The organism is Leptospira koniambonensis, from assembly GCF_004769555.1.
Taxonomy (GTDB): domain Bacteria; phylum Spirochaetota; class Leptospiria; order Leptospirales; family Leptospiraceae; genus Leptospira_B; species Leptospira_B koniambonensis.
The window spans coordinates 399,790-417,967 of the sequence record NZ_RQFY01000001.1 but is presented as its reverse complement, the minus strand read 5'-3'; the positions used below and the strand labels follow the sequence as shown (position 1 = coordinate 417,967).

Here is an 18,178-nt window from a genome sequence, read left to right as displayed (position 1 = left end):
TTACACCGCGATCATATAGATCCCTTGTACAAGACCTACAATTGCTCCTAAAACAGAACCGATCAGAATAAGAACGTACTCATCTTCTTGGAAAGCGGATCTTAAGATTGGTTCAAATTCTTCAGGTGGGAGATCCTTCATACGTTTGAACATATTATTTTCTATGCTCATCGCTCTTCCCATATATGTTTCAAGTTTAGTAGAACTTCCTGCCAAAGAATCACTTACCTTGCGGATAACTTCTTTTTTGGTATTCTCGAAATCTGAATCTTCTCCCTTATTCTCCTCATCCAAATGTCCGGACAAGTTTAGGCGAGTAGCAGCAGATTCTGTTTCTGCTTGGATAGTTTCTACCAATGTTCTTGCAGCTCTTTTGTATAAGATCTCTTCTAAAACGTTTCTTGCTGTCAGAACTTGGGTTGCGAATACGTTTGAATATTTTTTAGAAACTTCTTCCTGTCTCGCGATGAATAATCCTCTGTATTTGATCGGTCCGATTTTTTTCTCATAAAGAGGTCGGAAGATCATTGTGAGAGCCACCCAGTTTGTAATATATCCTACAATAATTCCTTGGATAGGAAGGGTCCACCAGATCGGAAAATAGATCCAGAGGACAATTTGTACGAGCCCGAGTAATCCACCGAGTGCCCAGCCACAATGTTCTATAAATTTGAATTCTTTAGAACCAACTTCTTCGAATATGTTTACGATCCTTTCTACATTCGGACCTGTAAGTTTGCGTAGAACCAGGGATCTGAAATTGAAAACGGAGGATACATTCTCCTTCACCTGGGTCATGATATTTTTCACTGTATGAGCGCATTTTTCTTGGACTGCTCTTACGATCTCTTCTCCATGCCCATTCTCTAAATGTTTTCTTAAGACAGGATTGATATGATGAACGATCTCATGAGTTGCAGAAGGAATTAGATCATTTAGAACAGGTTGGAACTCGGTCTCTAATTGGTCCGGATCCACTTTAGAGAAAAAGTCTTCTACCTTGATCAGCCTCTCGGTCATAATATTTACCGATTTCAGTGCTAATTTCTGGGCCTTCTTAGGAACGATCCCTTGCCATCCTAAATATGGAGGAATTCCCACAAATTCTAAAGGATAGAAGGTCATTTTTAAGGCTACCACATTGGTAAACCAACCCACGAATCCGTAGGTAAGAGGCATCATTGCGATCCCGATCCATTCTTTGGTAATAACTATATTGAGAAAGGGCAATTCCATATTTTCAATTCCTGTAGCGTACGCTATACTATTCGGTTCTATTGCAAAATCCTTTTCGACTGAGTGCACTGCAAGTTATTTTTCCGTCTGTTTTTTGGATCTTTTCCGGTGGTTTTGAAAAAAGATTTTTCAGAGTCAAATTAATCTCTGAGATAGTCCTCTCCTGTTTTTAGATCATGAAGTCCTCATTCTTTCCATACTGGTGTATTCTAATGGATCCTTCCGGATTGATCCTTGAGACCAATCTTCCTCTGGAATCCTGGAGACAAAATCCTCTCTCTTATTTTTTAAATGGAACAGAGAAGATCCAAGGGGAGAATGGAAGTGCCGTACTTTCTTGGCTGCCAGGAAAAAGCCCTCTTTCATTTCCGGGAAGTACAGGACTTCTCGCTAGTTGGTCTCTCACTCATGGGATGTTTTGGATCAAGATGGAACCAATGGAAGAAGGCTCAGCTTCTCTTCTTGAAAATTCTTTTTGGAAAGAATTTCTATCCAGTGATAGACCATTCCGACAAATTTTTGAGACCAACCAAGCAATCAAATGGATCTTAGATCCTGACTCTGGAGATATTTTATACGCGAACCAATCAGCTAGCCAATTTTACGGATATAGCCAAGAAGAACTTCTGCAAATGAAGGTAACTGATATTAATATGTTCACTAAAGAACAAATTTTTGAAGAGATGAGACAGGCGGCACTCGAATCTAGACAATATTTCCGGTTCAGACATAAATTAAAAAGCGGAGAGATCCGCGAGATGGAAGTTTATAGTGGACCTTTGCAGTTTGGAGGTAAAAGGGTTCTATTTTCTATTTTATATGATGTCACGGAAAGGGTGATGGCTATTTCTTCCTTAGAAGAAAGTGAAAGAAGATATCGTTCCTTAGTGGAAAGTGCCTCTGATTCAATCATCATTACAAATTTTGAAACTAAAATTTTTGAAGTGAACAGAAGAATGTGTGAACTTTTAGAGTATAGCAAAGAAGAACTCCAAACATTCACTTTAAAGGATATTCTAGATGAAGATAGTTTCGCGGATTCCAAACACAGAATCCCTGCATTAGAGATAGGTAAACCAGCAATCTTAAGCAGAAGATTTAAAAGTAAATCAGGTAAAATTATAGAAGCAGACGTAAATGCAGTCCGCATAGATGAATTTCGTTATATGGGGATAGTTCGTGATGTGACCGAAAGAAATTCTATGACTAGAACCTTGGAGAATTCCTTAAAAGAAAAAGAGTCTATGCTCCAAGAGATCCATCATAGGGTCAAAAATAACCTTCAAGTAATTTCGAGCCTACTTGGCTTACAGTATGAAAATACAGAAGATCCGAATTTAAAGAGGATCTTGAAAGAATGTGAGAACCGGGTCAAGTCTATGGGATTTGTTCATGCTGAATTGTATAGGTCTGAAAATTTCGCAGCAGTAGACTTGGAAAATTATTTTACCACAGTTTCTTCTAACCTGATCAGAGCTTATGGAGGACTTCCTCGTATCAAACTACAATTAGACTTAAGTTCCTTGGAAGTGACTATAGAAAGAGCAATTCCTCTGGGACTTATCCTAAACGAACTTCTTACTAACTCCCTAAAATACGCATTTCCAGAAGATCGTTCCGGAAAAATCCAAGTCAGCATCTTTAAAGAAGAACAGAATATCGTCTTCTCATACTCAGACGACGGGGTGGGATTTCGAAAAGAAAATCAGAATGGCTCCGGAACTATAGGTATCCAGCTCATAGAGATCTTATCCAGGCAGTTAAAGGCAAACTCTGAATTTACTTCGGAAAATGGAGTTGTTTTTCGTCTTAGAATTCCGGACAGGAATCCAGGAAAGTAGCTTGATGGTTTTTTTCTAGGCTCAATACTCGGTCTTTGGTAAGGAACACATGCAACACACTACAGAAGAAATCCTACACCAGATTTATTTATTTTCCAGCTTCTCTATGGATGAATTGGCTAAAATAGCGGAGAAGACAAAATACAAGGTGCTTGAACAAGGGGACGCGGTTTACCAAGAAGGGAACGAAGCAAAAGCGTTCTATGTGGTAATGTACGGAACTCTGAAAATTTTGACCTCTACCGAAAAAGGGGACGATGTAAACGTAACCACGATTGCCACAGGTGATCATTTCGGAGAATTCCCGTTTTTAGATCAGGGGAAAAGAGCAGGAACAGTTGAAGCAATGGAACGTTGCGAACTTTTAGAAATTCCTTTCGAACATCTGCAGCATATTCTGGATTCTGATAAGGAACTCGCTCTTAAGTTTTATAAAGGGATTACCACTTATTTGGTAAAAAGAATGAGACTTTTGACTCATGACTTAGCTTATGCTAGAGAATTAAAGAAACGTTATTCGTGATCTGATTATGAACCGCAAATTTTTCCCAATCTACCTTTTTCTAATTTTATTCGGGCTTACCTATTGTTCCGAGACCCTGGTCAAAACTGGTATCGGCTATGAAAGATGGAAAGCCGGACTCGAAAAAAAACAAACCAAGTTAGAACCTTGGAATTGGGTATATTTAGAGGGCGGAGAAGGTAGCGAAAAGATCCTGATGGTCCATGGATTTGGCGGAGACAAAGACAATTGGACTAGATTCTCCAAATGGCTTACTCCTACATATACTGTAGTAGCAGTGGATCTTCCTGGTTTTGGGGAGAATGATAGAATTGCAGATCAGGATTATAATATTGCTCAGCAAGTAAAACGTTTAGATGAGTTCGTTACTAAACTTGGTTGGGAAAAATTCCATATCGTAGGAAACTCCATGGGAGGAGCAATCTCTGGAGTATATGCGGCGACTTATCCTCAAAAGGTTTTATCTCTCGGATTATTTGCTCCTTCTGGCGTAAACAGTCCTGAAAAAAGTGAGCTATCCAAAAACTTGGAGAAGGGAAAGAATAACTTAGTTGCGACTAACGCAGAAGAATTTCAAGAATTGATGAAATTCATTTTTGTTACTCCTCCTCCCATTCCTTCTTTTTTAGCTTCCTATTTTGCGGAGAAGGCGATCAAAAATTCTGAATTTAATAAATATATATTCAAACAGATCAGATCTACAGGATTTCCTTTACAGGAAAATATGAATAAGATCCAAGCAAGAACTCTTATTCTTTGGGGAGATACTGATAGAGTATTGAGTGTCTCCGGAGCTGGAGTATTAGAAAAAGGTATTGCGGGATCTAAAAAGGTGATCTTGAAAGATATGGGCCATGTTCCTATGCTTGAAAGACCCGAAGAAGTTGCGAATACTTATAAAGAATTTTTAGTGAAGTAAGCTCCAAGGAAACTTCGTTTTCTTAGGAGCTGTTCGGAGTTACGATGGCTCTTGCCAAACTTTTAAAATGGTTTCAAAATCGGAATCTTCGAAAAAAAATAGAAAAAGAAATTCGTGCCCTCGCGCCCGAAGTATTTAACGATTATCTTTACAGAGTAGATGTATCGGATAATGGAGATCTATTATTAAGCTGGGCTAACGAAGGATTTTTAAAATTCTGTGGGATCAATTTAGATGATCTTAATAATTCATGGCCTGCTGCAGATCCAAGATACTTTCATCCTGATGATCAGGATTTAATTAAACAAAGGACAAGGTCCTTACTATCCGGTTCACCTAGAGCAGACGAATATAGGGCCTATGGTCCTGATGGGCAGATTAGATGGTTAAGAGATCATGCTCATCCAATCTGGGACCCTGTCAAAAAGAGAGTGACTCAGATCTATGGATCTGTTCAGGATCTAACTCCATTAAGAAAAAGTGAAATAGTTCTACAAGATCAACTCTCTTATACAAATATCCTTTTAGATAGTACGGAAGAGTGGGTAATCCGCGTAAATCAAGCGGGAAAGATACAATACGTAAATTCTTCCGGAAGATCCGAAGTCAGAAGACAATTCGGTATAGAATTACTTTCAGATTCTAAGATCTTATCTTTGATCTCGGACACTCATAAGGAAATTTTCCAAGCACAACTGAATAAGGCATTTTCAGGAGCTAAGGTCAAATGGCATTTTTCTAAACTATTTCCTGTTCAGCCTAATTCAGAGTTAGAAGTTTCCTTCGCTCCCTTATCCAAAGAAGGAGCAATTAAGGAAGTTGTAATATTCTTAAAAGACGTAACTCTTAGGACTGTTTGGGAAACCGCACTACTTGCCAGCGAAGAAAAATACAGAAAATTGGTGGAAGTTTCTCCAGACGCGATAGGCCTGCACGCAGACGGAAAGGTAATTTATATAAATCAAACAGGCCTTAAAATGCTCGGTTATGATTCCTTAGAAGAGGTGGAAGGAAGGCAAATCATAGAATTTATACATCCTGAGTCTAGGCAGGTTGTGGCTGAAAGAGTTCTTAAAGCGATGCTTAAATCCGAACCGTTGGAACCTATCGAAGAAAAATTCATTCGAAAAGATGGAACAGATATCTCTGTAGAAGTTTCCGGAATAGCATTCGAACAAAGAGGGCAAAAATTAATGCAGGTGATTGTGAGAGACATCACCGAAAGAAAAAAGGCAGAACTTGAATTAGGTGAACTTAGGAAAAAGATCCTTCAAACAAACGATAGACTCCAAGCAATCATAGAAGGTGTAAAAGATTCTATCTGTGCTGTGGATATGGATCTAAAAGTCATCTCATGTAATACAGCATTTGAACTTATGGTTTGGAAATTGTATGGAAAAAGGATCACAGTTGGCCAAACGATTTGGGATATCGCAATCGATAATCCGGAAGAAAGAGAAAGAATTATCCGAAATTGGAGTAGGGCTCTCACTGGCGAAGTTTTCAAAATGGAAAGAAAAATTTCAGGCCTTATTAAAGACTCCATTGTGCTCGAGATTAATTATAGTTCTATCCGCGATGAAAGTCATAATATGATTGGTGCCACTCAGATCATCCGAGATGTAACAGATAGATACCAATACGAAGAAACCTTAAGAAAATCCTTGGATGAAAAAGAAGTGATGTTAAAGGAAATCCATCACAGGGTTAAAAATAATTTACAAGTGGTTTCCAGTCTTTTAAGTTTGCAGACTGATTTTACTGATGATCCAAAACTTGTTTCTATTCTGAAGGAATGTGAGAGACGGATACAATCCATGGCTCTAGTTCACAAGGAGTTGTATCAAAACGATACGATTGCGGATGCAGATTTTACCGAATATCTAAACAATCTACTCGTGGCACTTGTTCAATCATTCGGTGCAAACAAAAGAGTGGGCTATTCAATAGAGTCCCAAGACATACGTTTAAATTTGGACTTTGCAATACCGCTTGCATTAGTATTCAATGAACTAGTTTCAAATTCCTTAAAATATGCATTTCCAGGAGACCAAAAAGGAGAAATATCCGTATCGATCTCCAAAACTGATAACGGACTTTCTATTTCCATTGGAGACAATGGAGTTGGACTTCCTAAAAAGGTAGATGTCAGAAAATCAGAAGGATTAGGATTACAGCTAGTAGGGATGTTATTGGATAAGCTGAAAGCAAAATGGGGACTAGAAACTGTAGATATAGGCACCAGATACAAAATAGAACTTCCTATCCCTAAGTAGTTCTTTAAAAGAATTGCTTCTCATCTGGTTTCAAAAAGGCTGGAAGCGATGAATCTAATCTCCATTGATAAGGTCGGTAAATCTATCGGCGAAAAACAACTCTTCCAGGGCTTAAGCTTCGGAATAGACGAGGGAGAAAAAACCGGCTTACTCGGGATCAATGGATCCGGAAAGTCCACCTTACTTAGGATCTTACTCGGAATGGAAGAACCGGATACTGGAAAAGTAGTCCGAAACAGAGAACTCAAAATTTCATTCTTATCCCAATTCCCTGAATTTGATCCTAACAAAACTGTACTAGAACATATACTTTCTGGTTCAGGAATTCTTTTAGATACAGTCAGAAGATACGAAAAAGCATGTATCGAACTGGAAAAAGGCGGAGAAGAAGCCGAAAAGGAATATCATCTTGCAATGGAAGAAATGGATTCCAAACAAGCATGGGAACTAGAATCCAAACTTAAAAATATATTAAGAGAACTGAATATACCTGATCTTTCAAGAAAAATGGGAGAGTTATCAGGGGGAATGGCTAAAAAAGTATCTCTTGCACAAGCCCTAACAGACGAATCCAATTTTTTGGTATTAGATGAGCCTACCAACCATTTAGATATAGATGCGATCCTTTGGCTCCAGGATTTTTTAACAAATACTGACAAAGCGGTTTTACTCGTTACACACGATCGATATTTTTTAGAAGAGATCGCAAACCGCATCTTGGAAATAGATAGAGGAAATTTCAGAGTTTATCCTGGGAATTATGATCTGTATTTAGAAAAAAAAGTAGAGATGCAGGTGATCGAAGAAAAGGAAGAAGCAAAACGAAAATCCTTTCTTAGAACTGAGCTCGAATGGCTGAAACGCCAGCCAAAAGCGAGAGGCACCAAACAAAAAGCTAGAACAGATCGCGCGATCGAAGTAATGGAAAGAAAGAAGGCAGGCAAAGATATAGTCCTGGATATTTCTGTTTCTGGCAGAAGGCTCGGCGGAAAAATATTAGAATTAAAGAATATTAAGAAATCTTATACTAAAGCAGAGTTAATTTCTGGATTTTCTTATGTATTCAAGGCTAAAGAAAGGATCGGGATCGTAGGTCCTAATGGTGCAGGAAAAACCACACTTCTGAATATGATCACAGGAAGAGAAAAAACTGACTCAGGAGATGTTGCAGCAGGTCTCAATACTAGTTTCGGTTATTTCGATCAGCTTGGAAAAGAACTCCCTGGACCTAAAAAGGTAATAGATTATGTTAAAGAAGAGATAGCACCCACCATCAAGATGAATGATGGATCTTCTTGGACAGCCTCACAGTTTTTAGAAAGGTTTTTATTCCCTCCTCAGTTACAACAAACCAAAATAGAAAGACTATCCGGTGGGGAAAAGAAAAGACTTTATCTGATTTTACTTCTCATGAGAAATCCGAACTTCTTAGTTTTAGATGAGCCCACTAATGATCTGGATATTCCCACACTTTCCGTGCTGGAAGAATTCTTGGATGATTTTCCTGGAGTGGTCCTCGTAGTTTCTCACGATCGTTACTTTATGGACCGGGTCACAGATTATCTATTCGTTTTCAAAGGTGATGGGAGAATAGATAGATTCCCAGGTAATTACTCTGAATATTTGGAATATAGAGAATACGAAGAAAAAGAAACTAAGGCCAGTGTATCCAAGGCTCCAGAAAAACCGGCAGAGAATAAGAAGAAGGGCCTTGGTTACCAAGACAAAAGAAAGCTGGAGACCTTAGAAAAAGAAATACTCTCTTTGGAGACGGAAGAGAAGGAACTCGTCCAAAACCTACAGTCTTCCGATCCAGAGCTTGCCAGAAAATCAGGAGAACGACTGAGCAATTTACAAGAGGAATTGCAAAAGAAGGTCATCGAATGGGAAGAGCTTGCTTCTAAAGAATAGAATCTGCTCTAATCTACGAATAGAAAACTGATCCTTAACACTTACTAAAATTTTCAATTTCGCCAAACACTGTTAAACGAACTAATCCAAAGTGATTAGTTTTTGCTAATGAATATTCCTAATTCTATGATTTTTATTCCTTAGTGTCACTCGATGCTTGACGGGAAAAGAACTAGATGCATCTTCCTTACTATGAAACATTCGGTCGCAGTGCTTTTATTTTCCATTGTATCTTTAGTAAATTGTAGTGAGGATTCTAAGCAAGATTTTACTGCTTTATTACTCACTCTCGGAGTTTCTTCCCATTGTGGTCAAAGGGTCGCGAATCCTGTAAACTTTAGCGGTGCAACAGATACGACAAATGTAGCGGATGAGTCTGGCTTAATTACCGCGTTAGGCGGTAATAATTGTGAAACTCCTAGTTTGACAAATAACGGTAATGGGACAGTGACTGATAGTGCGAACCGTTTTATGTGGACTTTATGTTTGATTGATGGAAGTAGTTCTCCATCCAAGCCTCATACATATGCAAATCCAAATTGTGGAGCACTCGCTGGGGCAGATGCATCCTATAATCAAGCACAAGCAGAGTCCATTTGTGCAAATCTTTCCTTTGCTGGTCGAACAGATTGGATATTGCCTGATGCGATCCAATCAAATACTTTGAGGTCAGGCTCTTCTCCTTATGCCTTGGGCGTTTTCGGAACTGCAGACAATTCGCTTCCGGATGCACAATTAACGTGGTCTAGTTCATATGTTACAGGCACTATTAGTAATCTTGCTATTTTTTCCCGCTATGCAAACGGGGAAGCTTTCTATTCAGGAAATGTAAACACAAACTCACAAGGCCTTGTCTTCTGTGTAGCAAAATTATAAAGATAATCTTTAGTTAAAAACAGATCTACGTCTCTAACTACAAGCAACCCGCATCATCTAATTCAAAGGCTCCGATAGAATAACCCGCGGAGCCGGATGGAGTAGTTCCGCCTGAAGATGTTGTCCTCGAAACTGAAGATCCAATGACTGCGTCCTGCTTGTAGATAGTGTCGAAAGTACTTAAATAGGAAGAAGTTTCCACTCCTCCAAAAGCTATATTACAAGTTCCTCCATTTGCAGGTGAGAAAGATAGCCAAGGTTTTAACGGGGGAGGGGAAGTAAAACTCGGAATATCATTAAAATTCTGCCCTCCTCTAGTTGTATCTAGGAAAGCGTTTGCAAGTAAGCATAGTGTACTGAATGAGTTGAAAGTTCCGTTTGGGCAGTAATACGGAAAATTGACTGAGTTAGACATGAGCTTAGTCCCAGCAGTACAATCAATATTATTCCCTCTAAAAATTGCAGAGCCCGAAGGAGTTGTTGCATAAGTTACGCAAGTATTGTTAGAACCTTGGACTTTAACGAGGTTATTTAACACTTGAGCATTGGACGCGGATGCTCCATTAAAAAAGAGTCCGTTATTTACAGACCCTCCATTTGCATAAACGGAATTACCTGCTACGTAGAAATTTGACACTGAAGAAGGAGTTTCATCTGCGCGCATTCCATAAGCAAAGGAAGAAGTTACCGTTGCATCAGTATATTGAAGGTAGTTCATAGTATTATTTATAATTGCTAGAGTAGGGTTGCTGGCTGTATTTGCGATCAGGACAGATGTTGAGCTTGCTCCTGCCTTATCACCACTCAATCGATTTCGAGTCAGAAGCATATGGGAATTATAATTCTGAACGGCTACTGAATTATCTGCTCCAAAACCACCCTTGATCACATTCATATCAATTTGGTTTTGAGAGACGGAACTTAAAAGATATATTCCGCCCCGAGACCCACCCGCAGTGGAATCTCCTGCGACTTCTCCACCAGAAATATAATTTCCTGCAATGTAAGCAAAACTGTCAGTGCTCCCTCCGACGATTTTTACCGCATAAGCTGCTGCTTTATTTCGATCAGCAATAATAGTGAATCCTTGTATCACATGTGCCTTTTTAGTATCTCCTCCCATACCACTTGCTGTGATTGTAATGGCCGCACATTCATTAGTACCGATTAGGGTTCCGGCACATTGTGCAGCTGTTCTTTGGTCTCTAATAATTGTCGGGGTAGCATCCATATCTTGTATAGAGAATGCTGAATCGAAACTTCCAAAGAGTCGAACTCCTCCGGAGGAAGTAATTGAGATAGCAGGAGTTGTTGCGTCCAGTAAGTATTCTCCCACTCCTCCTTCTACTTGGATAGTACATACGGCAGACGAAGAACAGAGAGAAACTGCTGCTTGGACAGTCTGACAAGCGTCATTCGGTTGTTCGCAGGAATTAGAATCGCTTCCTGCAACGTTTCGGACAAAATAAACATCACCGTCCATCATCTTAACATTGAGGGAAATGGTTGCTCCATTATTTGCAAGGGCTACTCCATCCTTACAACCGGTCAGTATAAATGTAACACTCAGAGGGAAGGTCAATGCTCCGAAAGACCAAGGTAAAGCAGTAGGGGCTACTATTGCTGTGTTTCCAGAATACGTTACACCTGGGCTTCCACTAGCTGTTCCTGCAGAATAAGGAGGGCCACCTGCAGTCGCGTCCAACGAACAACCGGATACCGGACCTGAAAATGTAAAAACCATCGCCTTGGTGGAAGGAAAGAAAGAACCAGCAGCAGGAACACTTGTCTTCATTAGACTCAAACAACTGATTTGCAGGTTTACATCAGCACCGCTAATCGTTCCGTTCGGAGGAGAAGTAACTACTTGGCAGATATGGGTAGAAGGAACCGTAGGAACAGCGCCTATAGTGATATCGTAAGGCATTCCATCTCCTACATCGAAATTGACTGTTCCGACGGAGGTCCTTGTTTTCAGGTCCGTTCCATTATTATAAATTTCTAAATTCGTTGTATTTGCACTGTCTATACCGGTGACAGTTACATTCGCCTTATACCAATTCTCTGCACAGTTTACCACGAATGTGGTGCTTGCAAATGTAAGAGTTAGATTTGGATTGCTGATAATACAGGTCTGAGTAGGAAGAGTAGCAGGTTGAGTAATAATACTTAAAGTATAAACAATATTCGGATCATAATATCCAGAAAAAGAGTCCGATCCCGCTGCGGAGAATGTAAGTTGTTCTCCGGTACTTCCTAATTCAACTACCAAGGTGCCTGAGTTAGTAAGTCCATTTACTTGAACATTCAGCGGAAAAGCAGTTCCTGTTAAATAGGATACAAAATTAGAAATATTCATAAAATCTAAAATGCCCGATTTTTTAGGACGAGTATAACAGCCCATCGTACTCATCATGAATACGATTAGCAAAATTGAATATAATTTTGGGAGAAAATTCTTGAGGACTACCATGTGAATTCCACTCCTAATTCCATTCTTTGCTGAAGAAGATAAGAATTTCCGGAAGCGTAAGTAGCTGCTCTGTCCGAATCTCTTGCATTTCTGAGAATAGGGGAGACTGTTACAGGAGTATCTGTTCCTTCTACCTTTACTTGTTTAGGTCCTGGGAAAAATCCCGCATCCATCACATTGATTAGATAAAAGAATCCTAATACTCCTAATGCCACTCCGAGTTGGTTATATTCTCCCACTGCATGAGAATATTTAGGAGAGATCTGAGTATAATTGTACAATGCTAAGTTGAATAGTGCTGGGTTCCCAGATTGTAAGAATGCAGAGTTATACATAATATTACTCTGTCTTGCCGCATCCAATTCATGAGTCGCACTTAAATAAGAACTTCCTTTGGCGGCCGCGTAACCACCTGCTACTAAAACTAAGCTAGGAAAGATCGCAGTTCTAAATGTGGATTTTTTTTGGTAATACTGTCCCCATCCAGGAAGAACTGCAGATCTTGCGGCAGCTCCCAAATCAAAGATAGAAGGCCCAGATACTCCAGAAGAAGAGGTCTTAGAATCTAAGGCAGCCAATTCATCTTCTGTTTCAGCCACTAAAAAGTAATTTTCCTTTTCTGTAGACTTGTTCCGTGGATTTTCTAAACGTAGGGAGACAGCACCTTCTGGAGCTTTTTTCTTATCTATGGTAACTACCATAGTTTCAGGATTTTTAAGATCAATGGACTTAACTGGGATTTCGTTCCCTTTAGAATCTTTTAATATTACTTTTGTGGCTTCTGTAAAATGTTTACCTTTGATCTCGAAAGTTTCAGGCATATCCTTGCTTAAAAACTTACTTTTTTCGGCCGCGATCACTTCAGGTTTTTGAGAAAGAATAACTTCGAATGGGATCCAAGCGGAGAAGACTGAAACTCTTCCGTATTTATTTAATACACCGATCCTATGCTCATAAGCTCCAGGAGGTAATTCGATTTGGATCTGCGACCCATTGGTTTTTTCTCTTGTGATCTTTCCGCGAGAATCTTTGATCTCTACTTGGTAACCACCCGCATCAGGAATAGGCTTCCATTCCAGTTTTACACCTTCTTCCTTCGCAAAAATCGGAAGAGAGAATAAAAGGAATCCGACTAAAAGAGCCGCAATCGTCGTAGATTTTTGGAATCTTCTACTCAACATAAAATTCCTTAGGAGTCAAAATCTCCGGTGCCTTGAAGGTTGCGGACATGATTACTTCGAAATCCCTGGTTAATGGAAGTGTGGTGCGTACTTGTCCAGAGCTGTCTCTGTATTTTGCACTTAGTCTCCACTGGTATTTTCCTTCCCTTAACCTATACAACTCTCGATAGTCGTAGGATTCTCCCTTAATTTCCTTTTTAAAGACTGTTTTTAGCGTTTTTTGGTCCGCCTCTAAAAGCTCCAATATGTATGCCTCGGATTTGCCTTCAATTTCCCAATAAAATGACAAACTTGGTTTCTCATCCAAGTCTATCTTATCTCTATCTCTTGGATATACAGGAGAGACAAAAGGTGCAGAGTCAGAGGTTTTAAATCCAGAAGAAGGACTGCTTGTCAGAACTTCTCCCTCCGGAGAAAGAAGAGTAACTTTCCAATAATAATCACCTGGCCCTGAAAGCGGCACAGAGTTTTGCCCAGAACGAACAGAACTTTCAAATATCTTAGAAGCAAAATTAGGATCTTTAGAAACTTCTAATTTATAAGTTCCGCTTGGGTCCGGTCTATCCCATCTGAATTGTAATTTGCCGTCCACTGGATGACCTAATTCGGATCCATCTTTAGGAAAAGAGAGTCGGATAGAACCCAGAGGTTTTAAAGTGAACTTACCAACAGAAGAAGAAATTACCTCGTCTGAGTTGGAGTTTGCTTTAATTCTCCAGAAGTATGCGCCTTCTTTCCAATCTAGATCAGGTTTCATAAAATTGGAGTTAGTCGATTTGGTGAAAAGTATATTTTTGAAATCGGAATCAGCGGCTATATCTAAGGAATAAGATTTGAATTCCTTGTTGGAACTCCAACTAAAGAAGGAACCAACCTTAAATATACGAATTCCAATCTCTTCTCCTTGTAAAGGTTTCAGGAGTTTAGGAGGTTCTGCTTGTTCAGATTTACGCAAAACGAAAGAAATTGCGTCAGAGCTTAGTTCGGTAAATCCCTGTTTGTCGGAACTCATTTTAACCCGAGCAAAAAATTGTCCTTCAGTTTTAGGTTCCCATTTTAAGAAACCAGCAACGGAATCCCCGGTGTATGCGATTTGTTTAAAATTCGCATCTGAAGAAACTTCCAATTTATATTTTGTTTGAGAATCGAATGTATTCCATTGGAAACGGACAGGGGGTGCGGTTTCCGTATAAGAGAATACTTCTTTATTGGTAGGTGAGACAAGCCTTGGTTTATTCCAAGAAAGGATTTTAAAGTTTTTAGAAGAACTGAATTCATCTTTTCCTGACTGAGGATTTTTTCCTGCAAGTCTCCAATAATAAGATCCATTAGGAAGCGAGATGGAGGCGTTTGTCCCACCTGTATTCAATTTTTTTAAACCAGTTCTGAATCCTGAATCTTTGGCAACTTCCAGTCTGAAAGTTTTAATACTTGGAGAATTTTTCCATTCGAATCTAACAGGAAGGGTTTCTCCTGGTAAAGGGAAATGAGTTTTGTCTGGAGGGGAAACTGTTTCTAAATTTAATGTATGGACTTCTACTTTTCCGTCTTTTAGGTCGGCAGATTGATTTTTACCTACAGTGTTCTCGCCGGAAGAAGAGACAACCTTGGCTTCTCCTTGTTTTACTTCTAAGTTTAGGCCTTTGTTCTCGTCTTTGGAAATTTTTAGATCAGAATTTCCTAGAGAGATCTTAGTGTCTCCGGAACTGATCTGTAGATTACCGGAACCTCCGCCTGTTGCAGAAAGTGAACCGGATACGAAACTGATCTTGTCCGTATCTTCCACAAGGATCATACTTCTTTCGTCCATTCTGATCTCTGCGGAATTTTCTCCATCAGTAAAAAGTAATACTGCTTCGGAGCCTTCTTCTGTACGAATTGTGTCTCTGTATCTGATTGGATCTGACTCATCCAGCTCTTCCCAGATAACTTCAGAATCAAGTTTTCTTAATATTTTGAGTTGTTTTGTTTTGAGTTGGCCTACAACTTTATTGGTCCCTGTTTTAGGGCCTGCGTTGGCATAAAGATATAATAGTCCCGAAAAAAAGAACAGTAGTAGAACTAAAGCAGTAACGACGACACGGCCGTCATTCAAGTATTTCATACTTTAATTCCTCTTCCTCATCTCCTGTTTTTGTTTTTTTCTTGGATTCGTATTCTATTCCGAGCTTTCTTCTTAGCTCGTTTAGATCTCTTGGACGATCCATATCGTCTTTTCTTCCCAGGACCGCGTAAATGGTTTGGGGTTCTTCTTTTCCCTTCACCTTGATAGATTGCATTTTTTCGACCGCAAAAATATCTTTTACATGATTCAGTAGATCTTGTGTAATTAAAATGTCTGTACCAAAAGGTTTGTTCAACGCTTCCACACGAGAGGCGAGGTTCACTGCGTCACCGATCACAGTATATTCCAATCTTTCTTCGGAACCGATCTGGCCTGCGATCACTGGTCCAAAGTTAAGACCACAACCAATACGGATGACCGGTTTTTTATCTCCGCCTCTTCCCTCATTGAACTTAATAAGTGCGGCTCTCATTAAAAGTGCGCCGTTCACTGCATTTTCTGCGTCATGTTCTGAGGTGCGAACTGCTCCCCAAGTCGCCATGATAGCGTCTCCGATAAACTTATCCACGATCCCATGAGTGTCGTTCACGCAACGAACCATCTCTGTCATGTATTCGTTTAAGAATTCTACTACTTCTTCTGGTTGCAGTTTTTCTGATATAGCTGTAAAGGAACGAATATCTGAGAAGAAGATGGCACACATCTTTCTTTCTCCACCCAGAGTTAGTTCTTTATTAAGGACCATCTCTGCGATCTCTTTGTTTACGAAACGGCCGAGAGCATCCTTTACCTTCTCTCTTTCTTCGAGGCCTTTTCCCATACTCACGAAATAATCAGTCAAAACGCCAATCTCGTCCTTTGTACTGGACTTGATCCCGATCCTAAAATTTCCTTTAGCGATCTCTACTGTGGCGGTTAAAAGTTTTAATACAGGAATTGTGATGGTTCTTGCGAGGAAGAATACAATAATGAGTGCGATACAAAGTGCGATCGCCATGATTAGAAGGTTTTTGGTCTGGATGCGATATACCATCTCAAAAACTTTTTCTTCCGGAACTGCGACTATTACACCGGATCCGCCAAAACCTAATTTTTGATAAGAGCCGTAATATTTAGTCTTAGTAGAATCTTCGTATCTAGTTTGTTGGCTATCTTCTCTTACGGAAGAAAGCATTGTTTCAAAAATAGGAAGGTCCGCCCAATTTGTTTGAGATGCAAGAAGTTGAAGATCATGATGTGCAATCAGGTCCCCATCTCCATTGATCAAGAATGGAACGTTAATATCTTGTTTTTGGAATACAGCTAGAAGTCTTTCTGCACGGATGATATAGAGTAGAATAGACTTACTCTGAGAATCATAAACAGAAATAGAAAAAGTAGGTTCTTTAAAATTAGGAGTGAGATTGTCTATTCTTCCGCCAGACTGGATTGTTTTCAAAAAGTGAGATTCCTTTTGAGAAACTGCGGCATCCAGTTCTTCTCTGTTGGATGAAATTCCTTCTAAGTAAGAATCATTGTATAGAACTGTTCTTTTTTTAAGCTTATCTCCTTCGGCAGAATAAATTCCTGCTAAAAGAAAATCAGGTTCGTTCCTGAAGAATAGATCCGCATAAGCACCAGGGCCTTTTGGATCTAAAAGTTTTTCTGTAAGAGTTTTACCTTTATCACGAATATCTTTTAGATCTGATTTTACTTTGATCCCTAAGATATTCACCAAAGAGAAGTTGGTTTCTAATACTCTAACTTCGTAATTCTTTTTGAATTCGCTGGATGCATATAAAATAACTGTGGAAACTGTAACAGTGAGTAAAAGTGAGATCACTGCCATTAGTTTAAGCTGAAGTGGGAATTTTGCAGTGGTTGCTAAATCTCCAACATCTGCAGCAGGATTAGGAGTAGTTTCCTTTTTTGGAATATTCTTCTTTTCTGATGTTGCGGGAGTTTTTGGAGCTTCTGAAACAGCCGCGGCAGTTTCGGATTCTTGTTTTTCTCCAGAAAATACTGTATCAAAGGAGATAACTGGCTTACTTTCCAAGGTGCGAAAACTTTCAGTCTCTTGGAATTTCGGGACCTTCTTCTTTCCGTTAGGATCTTTATGACCGTTCTTGAAAACTCCGAGTTCTATCCCAGAAACCGCCAAAGGAAGTTCCTTTAGGAAAAGTGAAAATTCTCCTCTTGTAGAATCTGGGATTTCTTTAGGAGCTTTTTTGCGAGAAGCATAGGTTTTAAATTCTCCTAAGAATTCGACTTCTGCTTGTCCTTGTAAACTTGGGAACCAAGCACCTAACTCTCCTGTGGCGATATGTGGATAAGAAGAAATTACCATTTTGGAAAGTATCACTTCCCATCTTTCTTCTAATTCTTCCGGAATTAAAAATAATATATTAGATTTTGCTGCTGCAGATATTAATTTCCAAGCAGAGTGGAATACTGACTCATTTGTTTCCGGTCCAGGAGGAATTTCTAATGCGAATAATTTCCATTCTCCTGCATGTAAAACTTCCTCTAAATCGGTGACTAAAGAGGAACCTTTTTCAGAAAATACGCAGACTACAGTTTTGATCCCTAAGTCTGCCCAGGCTCTTAGCTCGTCCTGGTTTTGGATCTTATCCTTCGCTCTTGCCCAGAAGGCGACTGCACCATTTGGTCCAAAGGGAATGTATTTTGTAGATGATGGCATTTTGTTCCTAAGGAAGTTCCGGAATAAAAAATTCTCTTTTAGAAAGCTAAAAAATCGATCCGTCTAGCGGAAAGTAGATTCTGGAAATCCTCCGTTAAATTATCGGAACAACCGCATTCTATATTGAAAACAAGTCGAATGCGTTCTTCCCAATCTAGGATACCTATTTTGTTGATTATACGGACATCGTTGAGAAT

The 18,178-nt window shown here is 39.4% G+C and carries 11 protein-coding genes; 6 read left to right on the top strand and 5 right to left on the bottom strand.

Annotated elements, in window-relative coordinates; all coding sequences use genetic code 11:
- Positions 1 to 1,236: a DUF445 domain-containing protein gene (locus EHQ52_RS01950; RefSeq protein WP_135613605.1), complete on the bottom strand. Its 1,236-nt coding sequence runs from the start codon at positions 1,234 to 1,236 to the stop codon at positions 1 to 3.
- Positions 1,237 to 1,412: 176 nt separating this feature from the next.
- Here EHQ52_RS01950 and EHQ52_RS01945 point away from each other — a divergent pair, with 176 nt between their 5' ends.
- From EHQ52_RS01945 to EHQ52_RS01920, 6 genes are all read left to right on the top strand, one after another.
- Positions 1,413 to 3,077 carry a PAS domain S-box protein gene (locus EHQ52_RS01945; protein WP_135613604.1) on the top strand — a complete coding sequence of 555 codons (1,665 nt, stop codon included), beginning with the start codon at positions 1,413 to 1,415 and terminating at the stop codon, positions 3,075 to 3,077.
- A 49-nt stretch (positions 3,078 to 3,126) separates the two neighbouring features.
- On the top strand, positions 3,127 to 3,600 hold the full coding sequence (locus tag EHQ52_RS01940) for a cyclic nucleotide-binding domain-containing protein (RefSeq protein WP_135613603.1): 474 nt from the start codon (positions 3,127 to 3,129) through the stop codon (positions 3,598 to 3,600).
- Positions 3,601 to 3,607: 7 nt separating this feature from the next.
- Complete coding sequence (locus EHQ52_RS01935) at positions 3,608 to 4,519, top strand: alpha/beta fold hydrolase (protein WP_135613602.1); 912 nt, start codon at positions 3,608 to 3,610, stop codon at positions 4,517 to 4,519.
- A 44-nt stretch (positions 4,520 to 4,563) separates the two neighbouring features.
- Positions 4,564 to 6,795, top strand: a complete 2,232-nt coding sequence (locus tag EHQ52_RS01930; protein WP_135613601.1) for a PAS domain-containing sensor histidine kinase — start codon at positions 4,564 to 4,566, stop codon at positions 6,793 to 6,795.
- 48 nt (positions 6,796 to 6,843) lie between these two features.
- Positions 6,844 to 8,706, top strand: coding sequence for an ABC-F family ATP-binding cassette domain-containing protein (locus EHQ52_RS01925; protein WP_135613600.1), 1,863 nt, complete (start codon positions 6,844 to 6,846; stop codon positions 8,704 to 8,706).
- Between the two features lie 192 nt (positions 8,707 to 8,898).
- A complete protein-coding gene (locus EHQ52_RS01920; RefSeq protein WP_135613599.1) occupies positions 8,899 to 9,582 on the top strand; it encodes an Lcl C-terminal domain-containing protein in 684 nt (227 codons plus the stop codon).
- Between the two features lie 37 nt (positions 9,583 to 9,619).
- Here the strand turns inward: EHQ52_RS01920 and EHQ52_RS01915 are convergent, their stop codons facing one another.
- The 4 genes from EHQ52_RS01915 to EHQ52_RS01900 are packed head-to-tail and all read right to left on the bottom strand — an operon-like array spanning position 9,620 to position 17,981.
- On the bottom strand, positions 9,620 to 12,055 hold the full coding sequence (locus EHQ52_RS01915; RefSeq protein ID WP_135613598.1) for a hypothetical protein: 2,436 nt from the start codon (positions 12,053 to 12,055) through the stop codon (positions 9,620 to 9,622).
- Complete coding sequence (locus EHQ52_RS01910) at positions 12,049 to 13,236, bottom strand: LIC11435 family protein (RefSeq protein WP_135613597.1); 1,188 nt, start codon at positions 13,234 to 13,236, stop codon at positions 12,049 to 12,051. The genes EHQ52_RS01915 and EHQ52_RS01910 overlap by 7 nt, the downstream gene beginning before the upstream one ends.
- Positions 13,226 to 15,340 (bottom strand): FecR family protein, encoded by a 2,115-nt coding sequence (locus EHQ52_RS01905; RefSeq protein ID WP_135613596.1) that lies wholly within the window; start codon positions 15,338 to 15,340, stop codon positions 13,226 to 13,228. Before EHQ52_RS01905 ends, EHQ52_RS01910 begins: the two co-directional genes overlap by 11 nt.
- Complete coding sequence (locus tag EHQ52_RS01900; RefSeq protein ID WP_135613595.1) at positions 15,324 to 17,981, bottom strand: adenylate/guanylate cyclase domain-containing protein; 2,658 nt, start codon at positions 17,979 to 17,981, stop codon at positions 15,324 to 15,326. The genes EHQ52_RS01905 and EHQ52_RS01900 overlap by 17 nt, the downstream gene beginning before the upstream one ends.
- Positions 17,982 to 18,178: the final 197 nt, after the last annotated feature.